Origin of the sequence: Proteiniphilum sp. UBA5463 (assembly GCF_002427225.1) — a bacterium.
Classification (GTDB): Bacteria; Bacteroidota; Bacteroidia; order Bacteroidales; family Dysgonomonadaceae; genus Proteiniphilum; species Proteiniphilum propionicum.
This window is the reverse complement of sequence record NZ_DIQL01000025.1, coordinates 98,145-113,561: the sequence shown is the minus strand read 5'-3', so window position 1 is coordinate 113,561 and position 15,417 is coordinate 98,145. Positions and strand designations below refer to the sequence as shown.

Sequence of the window (15,417 nt, the reverse complement as noted above, 5' to 3'; positions counted from 1 at the left end):
GTGGTGCCACCAGGAATCGAACCGGGGACACAAGGATTTTCAGTCCTTTGCTCTACCGACTGAGCTATGGCACCAACATTGCTCAAATTGCGAGTGCAAAGATAAGCGCATTTTTGAGATTTACAAAATTTGTAAATAAAAAAGTCAAAAAAATCTACTCTACTGTCAGCGGATCCCATCCTTGAGCATTTAGCTGCATCTCCTGTCCATCGCGTGTGACTAGATAACATCCCTTTTCGGCTTTGGTGATATGCCCTATTAGATGAACTCCCTGCATGGTACTCATCTTGTCGTGCAGATGCAATGGAACTGTGAACAAAAGCTCATAATCTTCTCCTCCACTTAGAGCCACTGTCGTTACGTTCATGTTAAAGGTCCCGGCCATCATAGCTGTCTGATAGTCGATAGGAAGCCGTTCTTCGAAAATTTGACAACCGGCATTACTCTGGTTGCAGATATGTAGAAGGTCAGACGATAATCCGTCCGAGATATCTATCATTGAGGTAGGAACAATTCCGTTCTCTGCAAGCAGTGCTACGATATCTTTTCTAGCTTCCGGCTTGAGCTGGCGTTCCAGCAGGTATTCTTTTCCTGCAAAATCGGGTTGAAAATCGCCGCTTCCGTCGAACACTGCTTTTTCTCTTTCCAAAAGCTGCAAGCCCATATAAGAGGCTCCCAGGTCGCCCGAAACATAAATAAGGTCTGTCTCTTTGGCGCCATTTCTGAAGGTTATTTTTTCTTTGTCTGCCGAGCCAATGCATGTGATGCTGATTGTTAATCCGGTAAGCGAGGAAGAGGTATCACCTCCCACTATATCCACTCCATATATTTCACAGGCAAGCTTTAATCCACTGTAAAAGTTTTCGAGGTCTTCTACCGAGAATCGCTTGGAAATACCCAGAGATACCGTTAGCTGCCGTGGTATCCCGTTCATTGCGTATATATCGGAAAAGTTGACCACCGCTGCTTTGTATCCAAGATGCTTTAATGGAAAATAGATGAGGTCGAAATGTATACCTTCCAGAAGCAGGTCGGTGGTCACCAGTATGTTTCTCCCCCTATAATCCAATATTGCCGCATCATCGCCAATCCCTTTGATGGTTGTTTCCTGCTTGGGGATGATGTCTTTGGTCAGGTGATTTATTAAGCCAAACTCGCCTAAGTTGGCTATTTCTGTGCGGCTCATCAGATCCTTTGGATTATGGTACGCATAATCTCCGCCATCTTTGGCTGGGCAATTTTGGCGGCCTCCTGCACATCCTCGTGAGAAACCTCTACAATCTTGCCTATTACGCCCAGGTCAGTGATAATGGAAAACGCAAGCACTTTAATTCTCGCGTGGTTGGCAACGATAACTTCGGGAACGGTTGACATTCCAACTGCATCTCCACCGATTACGCGGAAAAAATTATACTCGGCCGGTGTTTCAAAGGTAGGTCCCTGCACACCGACGTAGACACCGTGCTGCAGTTTGATGTTTTTCTCCCTGGCTATCTCCATTGCCATCAGACGCAACTCTTTGTTGTAAGCTTCACTCATATCTGGGAAGCGTGTACCCAGCTCATTGAAGTTTTTACCATGAAGGGGGTGTTCGGGAAACATGTTTATATGGTCTTCAATCAGCATGATATCGCCTATGTCGAAACTGGGGTTCATCCCTCCGGCTGCATTGGAAACAAATAGGTACTCTATACCCAGGGACTGGAAGACGCGAACAGGAAAAGTAACCTGTTTCATATCGTACCCTTCATAGTAGTGGAAGCGCCCCTGCATGGCCAGCACCTTTCTGCCGCCAAGCTTGCCTATAATCAGTTTCCCGCTGTGCCCTTCAACCGTGGAAATCGGGAAATTTGGTATTTCGGTGTAGGAAATTTCATTTTTATCTTCAATCTCATGCACCAGTTCCCCCAGGCCCGTACCCAGAATAATGGCTGTGTTTGGAATCTCTTCAATTCTACTCTTCAGATAATCTGCTGTTTGTTTGATAGCTTCTAACATGTTCTAATATTTTCTTATTAAATGATTCTTTTTCTTTCTCATCTATAAATGTTATGCGAACGGGAATGTAATAGAGTATTTTTTTTATCTCCTCATCCAGAAAAGGCAACGCCCTGAAACGTACGGCATCTTTTTCCGTTGTGAGAATGATCTTGTTATCATCTTCCAATGATTCAACCTGCTCACGAATGGATTGCACATCAGCATCATTGAAAAAATGGTGATCGGGGAAAAAACGCGTATAGAGATTGTATGTCTTATGCTCAAGCTTCTCTACCAGCGGTTGAGGTGAAGCAATACCGGTAACAAGAAACACGTGCTTCTTTCGTAGATCGTCCAATAGATAACGGTCTTCCCTGATTTCGGAGAAGACGGGCCTGACTGTGCCATAATCGAGTGATGTGAAAAACAACTTCTGGTAAGGGTACAGGTTCAACCCGTTCGTGTAAATCCTGAAGTCGATTGGCTGCATGTCAGGATTGCATTTGGTAACCAGTACGATAGATGCCCTGTCTTTCCCTTTCAACGGCTCGCGAAGCATCCCCGCAGGAAGCAGTCGGTCTTCGAACACAGGACGGTTGCTGTCTACCAGAAGAATGGATAGCGAGGGCTGTACATACCGGTGCTGAAATCCATCATCGAGCAAAATCACATCTGGCCTCTCTTTTTTATCAATGCTAAGTATCTTTTCAATTGCGTTTACCCTGTTTTTGTCAACCACGACGAGCGTATCTGGAAACTTCAGCTTTATTTGTAAAGGTTCATCACCCGCTTCGTTCGCTTTTGAATCGGTATTAACAATCATAAAACCCTTGCTACTACGTTTGTATCCCCTGCTCAGAACGGCGACCTTATACCCGGGGGAGAGCAATTTTATGAGATATTCAATATGCGGGGTCTTTCCTGTACCTCCTGCAGTGATATTACCTACGCAGATAACAGGAATATTGAAACTCTTTTGTTTGAGTATTTTTCTGTCGAAAAGTGCATTCCGAAAGTTCACCCCAACTTTGTACAGCCATGATAACGGCAGCAGTGATCGACGGAATTCGACGGAAGGTTTGCCCATTTTATTTAATGTTCGGATCAAAAGGAATTCTGGCCTGTAGGTAATCCTGTTCTTTAATATTTTTCAGGAGCATGAACAGATCGTAACTTGAGCCAAGATACTCTTTAAGAGTTTTGGCGGCCAAATCCTCTTTTGAAGGGTTCAACAACTCATCGAATCTTGATCGTAGCCTGGGATATTCAAAAACTACATAGCTTTTTCCCAGGTTAGCCAGATCGGCAGCAATTTCAATCGCTTTCTCAATACCACCCAATTCATCAACAAGACCAATTTGTCTTGCCTGATTTCCTGTCCATACACGTCCTTCGGCGTAGAGAGCCATTGAGTCTTTTGGTATATCACGCCCTTCGGCACAACGCGTTAGAAAGAGGTCATACCCCCGCTCTATCATTGTCTGAAACATCTGTTTCTCTTTATCATTTAAAGGACGTGAAATATTCCCGAAATCTGAAAACTCGTTTGTTTTTACTTCATCGATATTTACTCCTATTTTTTTGGATGTACCTTCTAAATTAGGTATGGTGCCGAATATCCCTATCGATCCGGTTAGGGTTGTAGGCTGGGCAACTATTTTGTCGGCGTTGCAGGCGATATAATACCCTCCGGAGGCAGCCATGTCGCCCATGGAAACTACTACCGGCTTTTCTGACTTCAGGTCGTTGATCGCTTTCCAGATCTGCTCTGAAGCATAGGCACTCCCTCCACCTGAATTTATGCGGAATACCACTGCCTTTATTTCTTCATCCATCCTCAGTTTTTCAATCTGATCCACAATATATTTATCCTGGATACCGGATGAGCCGTTACCGGAAATGATTTCTCCAACTGCATAGAGGATAGCAATTGTATTATCGGTTTTCTTGACTGTTTTAGTTTTTACCGATTTCATGTTTGCTACCGTTGCCGATGGAATTTTTTTGTTTTTTTCGATATTCAGTAACGAGCGAAGATAATCCTTCATCTCTGTTTCATAAAGAAGCGTATCTACAAGATTGGAAGAAAGTAGAAAATCGGTTTCCCGGATCAACGGCAGCAAGTTGGCAAGAGAATCTATACCGGCAGGAGTGAGTGAACGCGACTCGGCAAAATCGTTTTTAAGGAAACTCCAGGCGTCATTCAGAATGGAGGTCAGCTGTTCTCTGTTTGCTTCGCTCATCTCGTTTTGTGTGTACGGCTCCACGGCCGATTTATAGGTGCCGACCTTAAAGATCTGTATCTCTATTCCCAGCTTGTCAAGGGCATCCTTGAAGAAGATGGGTGTGGCGGCCAGCCCGTGCAGGTCGAGCATCCCTTTGGGATTGATTGCTACTTTATCGGCTACGGAGGCAAGGTAATAACCACTCTGTGTATATATGTCGGCGTATGAAACGATAAATTTGCCGCTCTCCTTGAAATCAAGCAGTTCCTGACGGATTTCGGCCAGTGTAGCCATGGAGGCCGACATCATGCGCGAATCCAGGTAGATGCCTTTGATCTTATCGCTGCTTTTGGCCTTTCGGATAGCACTTACAATGTCGTTCAGGCCAATTGGCTGGGTTTCGTCGCGACTGATCATCGATGTGAACGGGTCCTGCTCGGGGGTACGTTCATTTATAGGGCCGCTTAATCGCAGGTTTAAAACCGAATTATCCTGAAGAGAGAATTTTTCCGAAGATATAGAATCAATAACTGATCCCATTGCTCCGAAAAAGAAGATCATTGCAATCAAAGAAAAGATTACGTTTGCGATGATAAATCCCAAAGCAGACGCGAGCATGATTTTTAGAAAATCCTTCATAGAAATAATTTTTAGTTGATTAACAGGACAAAAATAAAGAAAAAAGAGTTACTCTACAATTTAAAATTACATATTCTTAATTAATTTCACTTGGTATTTCCTTGGCGTGGTACTAATTTTGATGATTAAAAATAATTTTAATCATAAGTGGGGTAAATAATTACTTAAAAAAAGCTAAATAGAGGTAAAAACAGGGCTGTCAGTGCAGCGTTTTTTCTTTTTTCTCATCTATTTAATGAACTGCGATAATGATGGATGATTCGCAACTGATAATTGCATGTAAGAAACAGGATCGTAATGCTCAAAAAATGTTGTATGAGCAATATGCACCTATAATGATGGCGGTATGTATGCGTTACAGCGGCGATGAGGAAACAGCCCGCGATCTCTTGCATGATGGATTCATCCGGGTCTTTACGCAGATATGCTCATATTCGGGCAGGGGTTCTTTTGAAGGCTGGATGAGGCGGATTTTTGTAAATCTGGCGTTGGAAAACTACAGGAAAGAGAAGCAAAAATACCGGTTTATGGAAGAATATCGATATATACATGGTGGAGAAGCCAACATGCCGGAGGATGATATTCTTGATATAGGAAATATTCCACGTGAGAAGGTTCTGGAGATGATAAGGGATCTTCCTGCCGGATATAGAACAGTCTTTAACCTGTATATTTTTGAGGAGTTGTCACATAAAGAGATCGCCCGCATGCTGGGCATAAAAGAGGCAGCGTCACGGTCACAATTATTTAGGGCAAAGAGCATATTACAGAAGAAGATTTCAGCCATATTAAAAAAGCAACAGTAACTATAAATGAATTCAGATAACGATATTAGAAGGGAGTTTCAGTCGAAATTCAGTGATTTCCGGGCATCAGTCCCTGATGATGGATGGAGCATGCTGGAACAATCGCTGAAGATTGATGCTGCAGCCAGGGTTGCAGTACGGCGCAGATGGTACACCTGCACTGCTGCTGCTGTCCTTGTTTTGTTGATAGGTACTGTGCTTTTCTTCCGGAACCAGGTTGATCAAAGTAATTCCCTTATTTCGGAATCTGCTTTAACAACTCCGGAAATAGATATAAAACCCGGTAGCGGTGCAGAAATTAAAAAACAGCCCGAAACATTGAAACAGGCTATTGTTACTCACCCTGGCAAAGTGAAGCAGTATGTATCGGGTTCAGCAATAAGAAAGGGAATTAACCCCGTTCGCCCATCCGATCCATCAGGGATTATTGAGTCCATGCTGCGCCGTGAGAGTTCAACCCGCAGCGGCATGGCAAGAGTGCCTGACTCAGACGCATTGCGGGTATTGCGTCAATCAGAGGAAAATCAGAGAAAAAGGTTGTTGGTTGATGAGCTTATTGTGGTGGAAGGACAAAAAGGGTTGTTTGCAGAAAATGTGTCATCTCACAATGATAATGGAAATATTGTGCTGACACTTAGCGGAAGGGGCGGGTTAACCTCTTTTCATCAAACGGTGAATTCGCCCATGACCCTGCGAAGTGCGGCCGTAGCCCCTGAAAGCCAATATTCCGGCGAACCCAATAAGATGTTATTGCAGGCAAACAATACTGCCGATAATATTTCGGAAATGGAGCACGACCAGCCGGTATCGTTTGGTATTACGGTATCTAAATCCTTGTTAGATAATCTATCTATTGAGACCGGCCTGATATATACCTCTCTTTACTCCAAAACACGAAATAAAAACTCAAATTTTCAGGTACATGAAACGCAGCGCCTTCACTATCTGGGGATACCTTTAAACGTGAATTACAATCTTTTCTCTTTAAGTAAGTTAGATGTTTATGCCTCTGTAGGCGGCATAATAGAGAAAGATATATATGGTGAATTCCGGAGAACAGGAGAGGGGCAGGCGTTGGATCTCAACAGTTCATCTCAAGAGAAAGAGGTTAAGAAAATTTCACAACACAATCCACAGATCTCGGTCAACGCCGGTGTTGGAGTTTCATTTCCTATATATAACTCTCTGAAGCTGTATGGAAAAATAGGCGGAGCATACTATTTCGATGCAAAAAATGAATACAAGACTATCTATTCCGACAGCAAGATCGTGATGGATCTGAACATAGGGCTCAGGTATGAGTTTTAATATACGAATTAACAAAATATTGAAAGATTAGAAAATGAAAAAAACGAATTTATTTCTTGCCATAATCGGCATGACTCTTCTGTTGACTTCCTGCCTTGGGGATGGAAACAGTAACTATTCAGAAGCTTCCGTAGCCTATATTGCTATGGATAACGCATCATCAAAAATTTATGGAAGAACCCTTACCGGGCGCTTAATAACCTCTGCACAAATGCAGGGGATGACTCCGGGTACTTTTCAGTTTCTTCGCTATAGCTGGGAAGAGGAGTATGGAGAAGAAAAAATTGGAGATAAGTATGCTGATAAGGTGGTGATTTCAGGCGATCCAAAGCTGATAAGTCGTGCAGATCTGATAATGGCCGATCCACCTGTAGTGGAAACACCTGATAAGTTTTTAGCTATAGACCCTCCTTATTATGCTGCAGACGAGATATACCTGGGTGATCACTGGCTGTTTCAATATGCCTATGAGTACAAAAAGGGACAGACTGTCTCACTGGAGTTCTATAAAATTAACAAGGAAGGAGCTAATGACGATGAAGTATTTATTGAAATTCATCTTGTTATAGACGGAACACCTGAAGCAGGCGCTTCAACAACTTCAGGTTCGGATATCATTGCTTTGAATATGGCACCTATACGTGCTATGTATGAAGGAACAAGCCAAACCAATACTAAAGATATAAAGATTCAGTTCAGATACTATTTGAAGAACCGCAACGACATTGTAGATTCAAATGTTTACAAAATGAGAGTTGCCGGAGATTAAGCCGAACAACCTCGTCTAATCAGCAGCAACTACTCTGAAAAAAAGTAGTTGCTGCTTTTTTTATCTCTCTCTCATTCTAAATATTAATCGGAATTCGTTACCTTTGCAATCCAAAATCAAAAAGTAATGTGGAGAGATATTTTTGTAACTATCGTGCAGTTGATTGTTGCGTCTCCCGAAGAATGGAAATATATTGAAAGGGAAGAGAGAACGCAGAATGACTTCCTCTACCGCTTCCTGCACCCTGTTTTTGGGATAATTGCACTTGCCTCTTTTGTTGGCGGTTTATGGTTTACGCGCAACGGAGGTCTTGAGAATGCGTTGAAAAACACTATTATTAACATAGTAGCTGTGTATGGGGGGTATTTTGTAGTGTCATATATCCTGAATGAAACAGCTCCCCGGTTTGGGCTGAAAAAAAATTTAGCAGAGTTCCAATTTTTTGTAGGATATTCTTCAGTGGTGATTTATCTGCTGTACATCATTATTCCTTTTCTTCCAGGTTTTTTCATTTTATGGTTACTTGCATTTTACACTATACATCTTGTGAACACCGGGGCACAGCTTTATATTAAAGTTCCGGAGGATAAACGTACAAATTTTACCGTTATGGCATCGGCGCTGGTAATGCTGACGCCTGCACTTGTGAATATTATCTTTTCATTCCTGATAAAATAATGAGTCCGTTCCTGAAATCAAAATATAAAGAATGACCATTCGTAATGTATTGAATATCAACAGCTATTTTGATCCTATTTTAATAATAGAGACTTTTCGGAGGGAACTCAATAATGAAACTTGCAGGCAAAATGTTTCCAGGAAAGGCTACATTATTGCAGCGAGTGCTGTTCACCTTGATGTAAAAAATAATATAATCGTATGAAGCAAGCTCCAATAAATATAAAGAACAAGCGTGCCACGTTCGACTACGAACTGGTTGAGACTTTCACTGCAGGTATTGTACTTACAGGTACTGAGATAAAATCGATCCGTTTAGGCAAGGCTGGCCTTGTGGATACCTATTGTTTGTTCCAAAATGGCGAATTATGGGTGCGTAATATGCATATATCGGAATATTTTTACGGCACCTATAATAATCACAATGCTCGCCGCGACCGGAAACTGTTGCTTAACAGGAACGAGCTGCGAAAACTTTCACGGTTGACCAAGGAGACAGGATTTACAATTATTCCCGTTCGTTTGTTCATTAACGAGAAAGGACTGGCAAAGCTGGTGATTGCAGTGGCCAGAGGAAAAAGGCAGTACGACAAACGGCAGTCACTGAAAGAGAAGGAGGATAAGAGGGATATGGACAGGATGTTTAAAAAGTAATAAGCTCTTACTGACAAATTTTATGTTTTAATGCACGCACAACTGAGAGTTGTGTATCATCACAAGAATCACTTATTACCATATTTCATAGCTTTATACTTGTAGAGTTTTTATTTACTTAATTTTCGTATTTATCAATGCAGTTTAGAAACGATATATTTTTCCCTGCTGTAAAAAAATCGGGCTACACAACCCTGTGGCTGCTTAAAATAATTCTTCCGATATCCTTGGCAGTCAGATTCCTGGACTATTTTGGAGCCCTTGCCTATTTAGCCAAATTTCTTGACCCGGTTTTTGTATATATGGGCTTGCCCGGAAGTACGGCCATTGTTTTCATTACAAGTATTTTTCTACCTCTCTATGCCCCTTTGGCAATTATTACATCAATGCCCCTTACGCTGAGGGAACTGACCATACTTGCGCTGATGTGCCAGATATCTCATAACCTTCCCGTGGAGAGTGCTATTCAGGCAAAGACAGGTACTTCGTTCTGGTCTATGTCAATATTGCGGATTGCAATGAGTATAATTACCGGTGTGGTGCTGAACCTTATTCTCCCTCAAAACATGGGTATGCCTGTTTTCTCACATGTCGGCGTAAAAGCCATGAACTCCGTGGCAGATGTGTTGCTTGCGTGGCTGAAGAGTTCGATGAGTATTGCGCTGCTTATAACCTCTATAGTGTTTATGTTGAATCTGCTGTATAACATTCTAGAGGCTTATAAACTTATTCCCAAACTAAGCAGGGGAATAGCACCCATATTGAAGTTTTTTGGATTGCCGGAGAGTACAGGATTCCTGTGGCTTATCGGCTATATAGTGGGTCTGGCTTATGGCGGGGCGCTGATGATGGATCAGATGAGGGAGGGAAAGGTGACAAGAACCGATGCAAGCCTGCTGAATTATCACCTTGCTGTATCTCACTCTGTTCTGGAAGACAATCTTTTGTTCGTTGCACTTGGTGTTTCAATCTGGTGGATACTTGGAGTCAGATTTGTGGCTGCCTGGCTGGTAGTATGGATAAGAAGGGTTATCATGAAATTAAGGTATGGGGATATTGGCATAAAGATTGAAGGTGTTTGAATATCAGTTTTAATGTTTAATTTTGAAACTATAAGAGTCTGACAACTGTTTGGTTGTGCTGTTTTATAGCGATGATTGTATTTTGCCGAACAACAGATTACAGTTATTAACAAAGAGATCTGGTATTAACAAAGAGATCTGGACATTTAAGGCAGTTTGTGCCGATTTCTATGTGCCGGATGGCAGATAACAATTAATTTTGCGTTTATTAAAAACAAGAATAAACAAAATCAATGAATATTGAAGAAATATTATCCGATCGCATCCTGATTCTCGATGGTGCAATGGGTACAATGATACAGTGCTACAAACTAACTGAAGCAGATTTTCGTGGTGAACGTTTTAAAGGATCTCAATCGCTGCTTAAAGGCAATAACGACCTGCTTTCGATCACTCGTCCCGATATAATTGGCGAGATTCACAGGGAATACCTTGCTGCAGGAGCCGATATCATAGAGACTAATACGTTTAACGCAACTGCGATATCTTTGCACGATTACCATATGAGCCACCTGGCTACCGAAATAAATCTCTCTGCTGCCAGGCTTGCGCGAGAAGCTGCAGATGAATATACACTGAAAACGCCAGACAAGCCCCGTTTTGTTGCCGGCTCCATCGGGCCTACCAACAAGACAGCATCAATGAGTCCGCAGGTGGAGAACCCAATGTATCGCTCTGTTACGTTCGACGGCTTCAAAGCTGCATATAAAGAGCAGATCTTGGCACTTGTTGAGGGAGGTGTGGATCTGCTGATGATAGAGACCATTTTTGATACTCTTAATGCTAAAGCCGCAATCTTTGCTGCCGAAGAGGCTGCTGCTGAGACAGGCAGGAAAATACCACTCATTCTCTCCGCAACTCTCTCTGACAAGGCAGGGCGTACCCTCTCAGGCCAAACACTGAATGCTTTTGTTACTTCCGTGAGTCATGCCAAACCTCTGGCATTAGGCCTGAACTGTTCATTCGGTGCAGTTGAACTAAAGCCGTATGTGAAAGAGTTGGGACGTATTGCACCATGTTATATCTCTACCTATCCCAATGCCGGGCTGCCAAATCAGTTAGGTGAATATGATGAGACACCTGAAAAGATGGCAGCACAGATTAAAGAGTTTATTGATGAGGGTCTTGTAAATATTGTGGGTGGATGTTGCGGTACCACTCCCGCTCATATTGCAGAGTATGTGCAATTGGTAGAGGGAGCCGTGCCGCACCGGAAATCGGCCCCGCCGAAATATTTACAACTGTCGGGTTTGGAAATGCTGGAGGTGTCGCCACAGATCAGGTTTTTGAATATAGGAGAGCGATGCAATGTGGCAGGATCAAGAAAATTCCTGAGGCTTATTCAGCAGAAGAAATATGATGAAGCCCTGCATATAGCCCGAAAGCAGGTGGAGGATGGAGCACAGGTGCTGGATGTCAATATGGACGATGGACTGCTTGATGGAGTGCAGGAGATGACGAGTTTTCTCAACATGCTTGCTTCCGACCCCGATGTGTCTCGAGTACCTGTAATGATTGACTCTTCAAAATGGGAGGTGCTTGAAGCCGGCCTGAAATGTATTCAGGGCAAGGCGATTGTCAACTCCATCTCTCTGAAGAATGGTGAGGCGGAGTTTCTGAGACAGGCCGGGCTTGTGCAGAGATATGGTGCGGCAGTTGTTGTGATGGCTTTCGATGAAACGGGCCAGGCAGATAACTTTGAACGACGTATCGGGATTTGTAGCCGTGCGTACAAATTGCTTACGGAGCACGGATTCGATGCAAAAGATATAATCTTCGATCCCAATGTCCTTTCTGTCGCTACCGGCATTGATGAACACAGGAACTACGCGGTTGACTTCATTAATACTGTTAAATGGATTAAAGATAATTTGCCTTATGCCAAAGTGAGCGGAGGGGTTAGCAATCTCTCATTTTCATTCCGTGGCAATGAAAATGTACGGGAGATAATGCACTCAGTTTTTCTTTATCATGCCATCAATGCGGGATTGGATATGGGGATTGTGAATCCTTCTCAATCGGTTATCTACGAAGATATTCCTTATGATGTAAAAGAGCTGGTGGAGGATGTGGTGCTGAATAGGTGTGATGATGCCACTGACCGGCTAATGGCCTATGCAGAGAAGATAAAGAGTGAAAAGACATTTAACCCGGAACAATCAAGAACAGAGGAGTGGCGTATCCTACCGATAGAAGAACGGTTGAAATATGCGTTGGTAAAAGGAGTAGGGGATTATCTGGAAGAGGATCTTGACGAAGCACTGAAGAAATACCCTCGAGCGGTGGATATTATTGATAAACCGCTAATGGCAGGTATGAATCGTGTGGGAGATCTTTTCGGGGAAGGTAAAATGTTCCTGCCCCAGGTGGTGAAAGCTGCACGTACAATGAAAAATGCCGTAGCCATCCTGCAACCAGCCATTGAAGCTGAAAAATCGTCCGGTGGCAAGGCGCGTAAAGCAGGTACTGTAATGCTTGCTACTGTAAAAGGAGATGTGCATGATATTGGTAAAAATATTGTCTCTATTGTACTTGCATGCAACAATTACGAGATCATCGACCTGGGCGTCATGGTCCCTCCCGGTAAAATCATTGAGGCAGTGATCAAGGAAAAGCCTGATATTGTAGGGTTAAGCGGACTGATCACACCCTCTCTTGAAGAGATGGCGATTGTAGCCGAAGAGATGGAAAAAGCCGGATTTACCATCCCTCTGTTGATAGGAGGAGCTACCACCTCTAAGCTTCACACGGCACTCAAGATTGAACCCAGATATACACAGGGTGCGGTCGTTTACGTGAAAGATGCATCGCAGAGCCCTTTGGCAGTTGCCAATCTGATGAGTGAGGAAAACAGGAGCGATTATATTCATAAGGTACGCAATGAGTATACATTGCTTCGTGAAAACCAGTCCCGTAAAGTTTCTGAGCTGGTCTCTCTTGATGAGGCAAGGCTCAATGCCTGTTCTATGGACTGGAGCAATTTTAAAGCGGTTGCCCCGGTTACCTTGGGGCGAGTGAAGCTTGATGATATAAAGATTGCATGGGTTATTCCCTATATAGACTGGAAATTTTTCTTTCATGCATGGAATCTGCCGGCAAAATTTCATACTATAACCAAAATTAATAACAGCATTAATGCTCGTGCCATGTGGCTTGAGTCGTATCGTGACGATGATCGCGAGAAAGGGCAGGAAGCCGCGAAGCTGTATTACGATGCCCTGGAAATGCTGCAAAGGTTTGTGTCGGATAATGTGGATTATATAAGAGCTGTTTTTGGTATTTATGAAGCTTACAGCAAAAATGACACTATTAATATTGGCGGGGTGCAGTTCCCATTTCTGCGGCAACAAAAGAAGAATGAAAAAAATGAGTATCTTTGCTTAAGCGATTTTATTGCTCCATACAGTTCGGGTAAGAAAGATTACGTTGGTGCTTTCGCGGTTACGGCCGGCTGCGGTGCTGATGATCTGCTGCTCAGATATAAGGACGATGGAGATGAGTACTCTTCTCTGCTTATGAAGTCGCTGTTAGACCGTCTGGCGGAAGCGGCAACAGAATGGTTGCATGCAAAAGTACGACGCTATTACTGGGGGTATGCAGCTGATGAGGAACTATCCATCGCGGAGATGTTTGCTTGTAAGTATAATGGTATTCGCCCCGCGGTGGGGTACCCGTCCATACCTGATCAGACGGTGAATTTTAAGCTGCATGATATGCTTTCAACAGCTGATATTGGCATCTCTCTCACCGGGAATGGCGTAATGTATCCCAATGCTTCGGTTAGCGGGTTCTTTTTCGCACATCCCTGCTCGAAATATTTTGCAATAGGTGAGATATCGGAAGAGCAGGTGGCCGACTATGCACAACGTAAAGGAATGAAGCCGGAAGAGATTAGGAAGTTCCTGCTTGCCAACCTGAGGTAAACAACATATAAATTGTAAGCTAATCTGTTATATAGCGATGATGAACGAGAAAAAACCTGAGGTAAACAACATATAAATTGTAAACGCATGATTTTGTAAATGAAAACGCTTTCATTTCAAAATATAATATAAGAGCCTACTTGAAAAAATGTAGGAATAAGAGTTTTTAAAATTCAACTGACAGTTATTCAGGGCTGTTTTATTGAAAAACGACTTCTTTTAAGTGGGCTCGTATAAAAATTATTTAAACGAATTATCCAAAAATATTTGGATCAAAAATGGAAAGACTATTATGAGAAGCTTTGGAAGCGACAATAATTCAGGTGTTCATCCGCGAATAATGGAGGCTTTGGCAGATGTGAACACAGGACACGCAATTGCCTATGGCGATGATGAGTGGACTTGTGAAGCAGAAAGGATTATCTGCTCTATCCTTGGGGATAAAAAGGTGGCTTCCTGTTTTGTGTTTAATGGAACGGGAGCTAATGTTGTTGCATTACAGGCTTGTACAATGCCATTCCATTCTATCCTATGTGCTTCGACTGCCCATATTGCCGTGGACGAATGCGGTGCGCCCGTTAAGATTACAGGGGCATCTCTCAAAGAGATTCCAACGCCTGACGGCAAGCTGACCCCCAGCCTGGTTCTTCCATATTTGCATGGTTTTGGATTTGAACATCACTCTCAGCCGAAAGTGATAGCTATCTCTCAAACTACAGAGCTGGGTACCGCTTATACACCGCAGGAAGTGAAGGCACTTGCTGATCTGGCTCACCGGCATGATATGTATCTCTTTGTTGACGGAACTCGAATTGCCAATGCATGTGCCTGGTTAAATATTTCACTTAAGGAGATAACTGTAGATTGCGGTGTTGATATTTTCACTTTGGGAGGTACCAAAAACGGGTTGATGTTTGGTGAAGCCTTGGTGCCATTGCGTAAAGAGTTGGCGGAGAATCTAAAATATTACCGGAAGCAAACTACTCAACTTTATTCCAAGATGCGATTTATTTCTGCACAGTTTATTCCATATTTGAATGAAAACATCTGGCTGGATAATGCTAAGAGATCAAATAATGCAGCACAGAAGCTACATGGCGAAATGAGCAGAATTGAGGGAATAGAAATTACACAACCGGTACAATCGAATGCCCTGTTCTTTATTCTTCCTAAAGAGATAACAGACAAGCTCAGGGAGCGCTACTTTTTCTACGACTGGGATGAGAGCCGCAATGAAATGCGACTTGTATGTTCATGGGATACCACTGATGAGGATATTGAGCAGTTTGTCAGTTATCTGAAACAACTTGCTGATTTAAAAAAAGCATAAGGGAATGTCCCCTTTCAATTGAA

Annotated in this window: 12 protein-coding genes and 1 tRNA gene; 8 read left to right on the top strand and 5 right to left on the bottom strand. The window is 42.8% G+C overall.

The window, feature by feature from the left end; all coding sequences use genetic code 11:
- Position 1: 1 nt before the first annotated feature.
- The 5 genes from B3B27_RS04425 to sppA all read right to left on the bottom strand — a co-directional run bounded on the left by B3B27_RS04425 (position 2) and on the right by sppA (position 4,844).
- Positions 2-74 (bottom strand) — tRNA-Phe (locus B3B27_RS04425).
- An 80-nt stretch (positions 75-154) separates the two neighbouring features.
- The gene (gene thiL, locus B3B27_RS04420) at positions 155-1,186 is read right to left on the bottom strand and encodes a thiamine-phosphate kinase (RefSeq protein WP_238867908.1); all 1,032 of its coding nucleotides are present in this window, start codon (positions 1,184-1,186) and stop codon (positions 155-157) included.
- Entirely contained in the window at positions 1,186-1,998 is an 813-nt protein-coding gene (locus B3B27_RS04415; protein ID WP_238867907.1) for a purine-nucleoside phosphorylase, read from the bottom strand. Before B3B27_RS04415 ends, thiL begins: the two co-directional genes overlap by 1 nt.
- Entirely contained in the window at positions 1,955-3,067 is a 1,113-nt protein-coding gene (gene lpxK / locus B3B27_RS04410; protein ID WP_238867906.1) for a tetraacyldisaccharide 4'-kinase, read from the bottom strand. Before lpxK ends, B3B27_RS04415 begins: the two co-directional genes overlap by 44 nt.
- 1 nt (position 3,068) lies before the next feature.
- A complete protein-coding gene (gene sppA, locus B3B27_RS04405) occupies positions 3,069-4,844 on the bottom strand; it encodes a signal peptide peptidase SppA (protein ID WP_238867905.1) in 1,776 nt (591 codons plus the stop codon).
- A 251-nt stretch (positions 4,845-5,095) separates the two neighbouring features.
- On the opposite strand from sppA, the gene B3B27_RS04400 reads away from it, so the two are divergent.
- From B3B27_RS04400 to B3B27_RS04365, 8 genes are all read left to right on the top strand, one after another.
- The gene (locus tag B3B27_RS04400; protein WP_286849233.1) at positions 5,096-5,650 is read left to right on the top strand and encodes an RNA polymerase sigma factor; all 555 of its coding nucleotides are present in this window, start codon (positions 5,096-5,098) and stop codon (positions 5,648-5,650) included.
- A 6-nt stretch (positions 5,651-5,656) separates the two neighbouring features.
- On the top strand, positions 5,657-6,958 hold the full coding sequence (locus tag B3B27_RS04395; RefSeq protein WP_238867903.1) for an outer membrane beta-barrel protein: 1,302 nt from the start codon (positions 5,657-5,659) through the stop codon (positions 6,956-6,958).
- 34 nt (positions 6,959-6,992) lie between these two features.
- The gene (locus tag B3B27_RS04390) at positions 6,993-7,727 is read left to right on the top strand and encodes a hypothetical protein (RefSeq protein WP_238867902.1); all 735 of its coding nucleotides are present in this window, start codon (positions 6,993-6,995) and stop codon (positions 7,725-7,727) included.
- 126 nt (positions 7,728-7,853) lie between these two features.
- Positions 7,854-8,405, top strand: coding sequence for a YIP1 family protein (locus B3B27_RS04385; protein ID WP_286846939.1), 552 nt, complete (start codon positions 7,854-7,856; stop codon positions 8,403-8,405).
- 201 nt (positions 8,406-8,606) lie between these two features.
- Positions 8,607-9,059, top strand: coding sequence for an SsrA-binding protein (gene smpB / locus B3B27_RS04380; protein ID WP_238867900.1), 453 nt, complete (start codon positions 8,607-8,609; stop codon positions 9,057-9,059).
- 137 nt (positions 9,060-9,196) lie between these two features.
- The gene (locus B3B27_RS04375; RefSeq protein ID WP_238867899.1) at positions 9,197-10,141 is read left to right on the top strand and encodes a nucleoside recognition domain-containing protein; all 945 of its coding nucleotides are present in this window, start codon (positions 9,197-9,199) and stop codon (positions 10,139-10,141) included.
- Positions 10,142-10,374: 233 nt separating this feature from the next.
- A complete protein-coding gene (gene metH, locus B3B27_RS04370; RefSeq protein ID WP_286846937.1) occupies positions 10,375-14,064 on the top strand; it encodes a methionine synthase in 3,690 nt (1,229 codons plus the stop codon).
- Positions 14,065-14,356: 292 nt separating this feature from the next.
- Complete coding sequence (locus tag B3B27_RS04365; RefSeq protein WP_238867897.1) at positions 14,357-15,394, top strand: threonine aldolase family protein; 1,038 nt, start codon at positions 14,357-14,359, stop codon at positions 15,392-15,394.
- Positions 15,395-15,417 lie beyond the last annotated feature (23 nt).

Excerpts from the sequence above, each read along its gene's own strand:
- thiL (WP_238867908.1), bottom strand. The coding sequence starts at position 1,186 with ATGAGCCGCACAGAAATAGCCAACTTAGGCGAGTTTGGCTTAATAAAT.
- B3B27_RS04415 (WP_238867907.1), bottom strand. The coding sequence starts at position 1,998 with ATGTTAGAAGCTATCAAACAAACAGCAGATTATCTGAAGAGTAGAATT.
- lpxK (WP_238867906.1), bottom strand. The coding sequence starts at position 3,067 with ATGGGCAAACCTTCCGTCGAATTCCGTCGATCACTGCTGCCGTTATCA.
- sppA (WP_238867905.1), bottom strand. The coding sequence starts at position 4,844 with ATGAAGGATTTTCTAAAAATCATGCTCGCGTCTGCTTTGGGATTTATC.
- B3B27_RS04400 (WP_286849233.1), top strand. The coding sequence starts at position 5,096 with ATGGATGATTCGCAACTGATAATTGCATGTAAGAAACAGGATCGTAAT.
- B3B27_RS04395 (WP_238867903.1), top strand. The coding sequence starts at position 5,657 with ATGAATTCAGATAACGATATTAGAAGGGAGTTTCAGTCGAAATTCAGT.
- B3B27_RS04390 (WP_238867902.1), top strand. The coding sequence starts at position 6,993 with ATGAAAAAAACGAATTTATTTCTTGCCATAATCGGCATGACTCTTCTG.
- B3B27_RS04385 (WP_286846939.1), top strand. The coding sequence starts at position 7,854 with ATGTGGAGAGATATTTTTGTAACTATCGTGCAGTTGATTGTTGCGTCT.
- smpB (WP_238867900.1), top strand. The coding sequence starts at position 8,607 with ATGAAGCAAGCTCCAATAAATATAAAGAACAAGCGTGCCACGTTCGAC.
- B3B27_RS04375 (WP_238867899.1), top strand. The coding sequence starts at position 9,197 with ATGCAGTTTAGAAACGATATATTTTTCCCTGCTGTAAAAAAATCGGGC.
- metH (WP_286846937.1), top strand. The coding sequence starts at position 10,375 with ATGAATATTGAAGAAATATTATCCGATCGCATCCTGATTCTCGATGGT.
- B3B27_RS04365 (WP_238867897.1), top strand. The coding sequence starts at position 14,357 with ATGAGAAGCTTTGGAAGCGACAATAATTCAGGTGTTCATCCGCGAATA.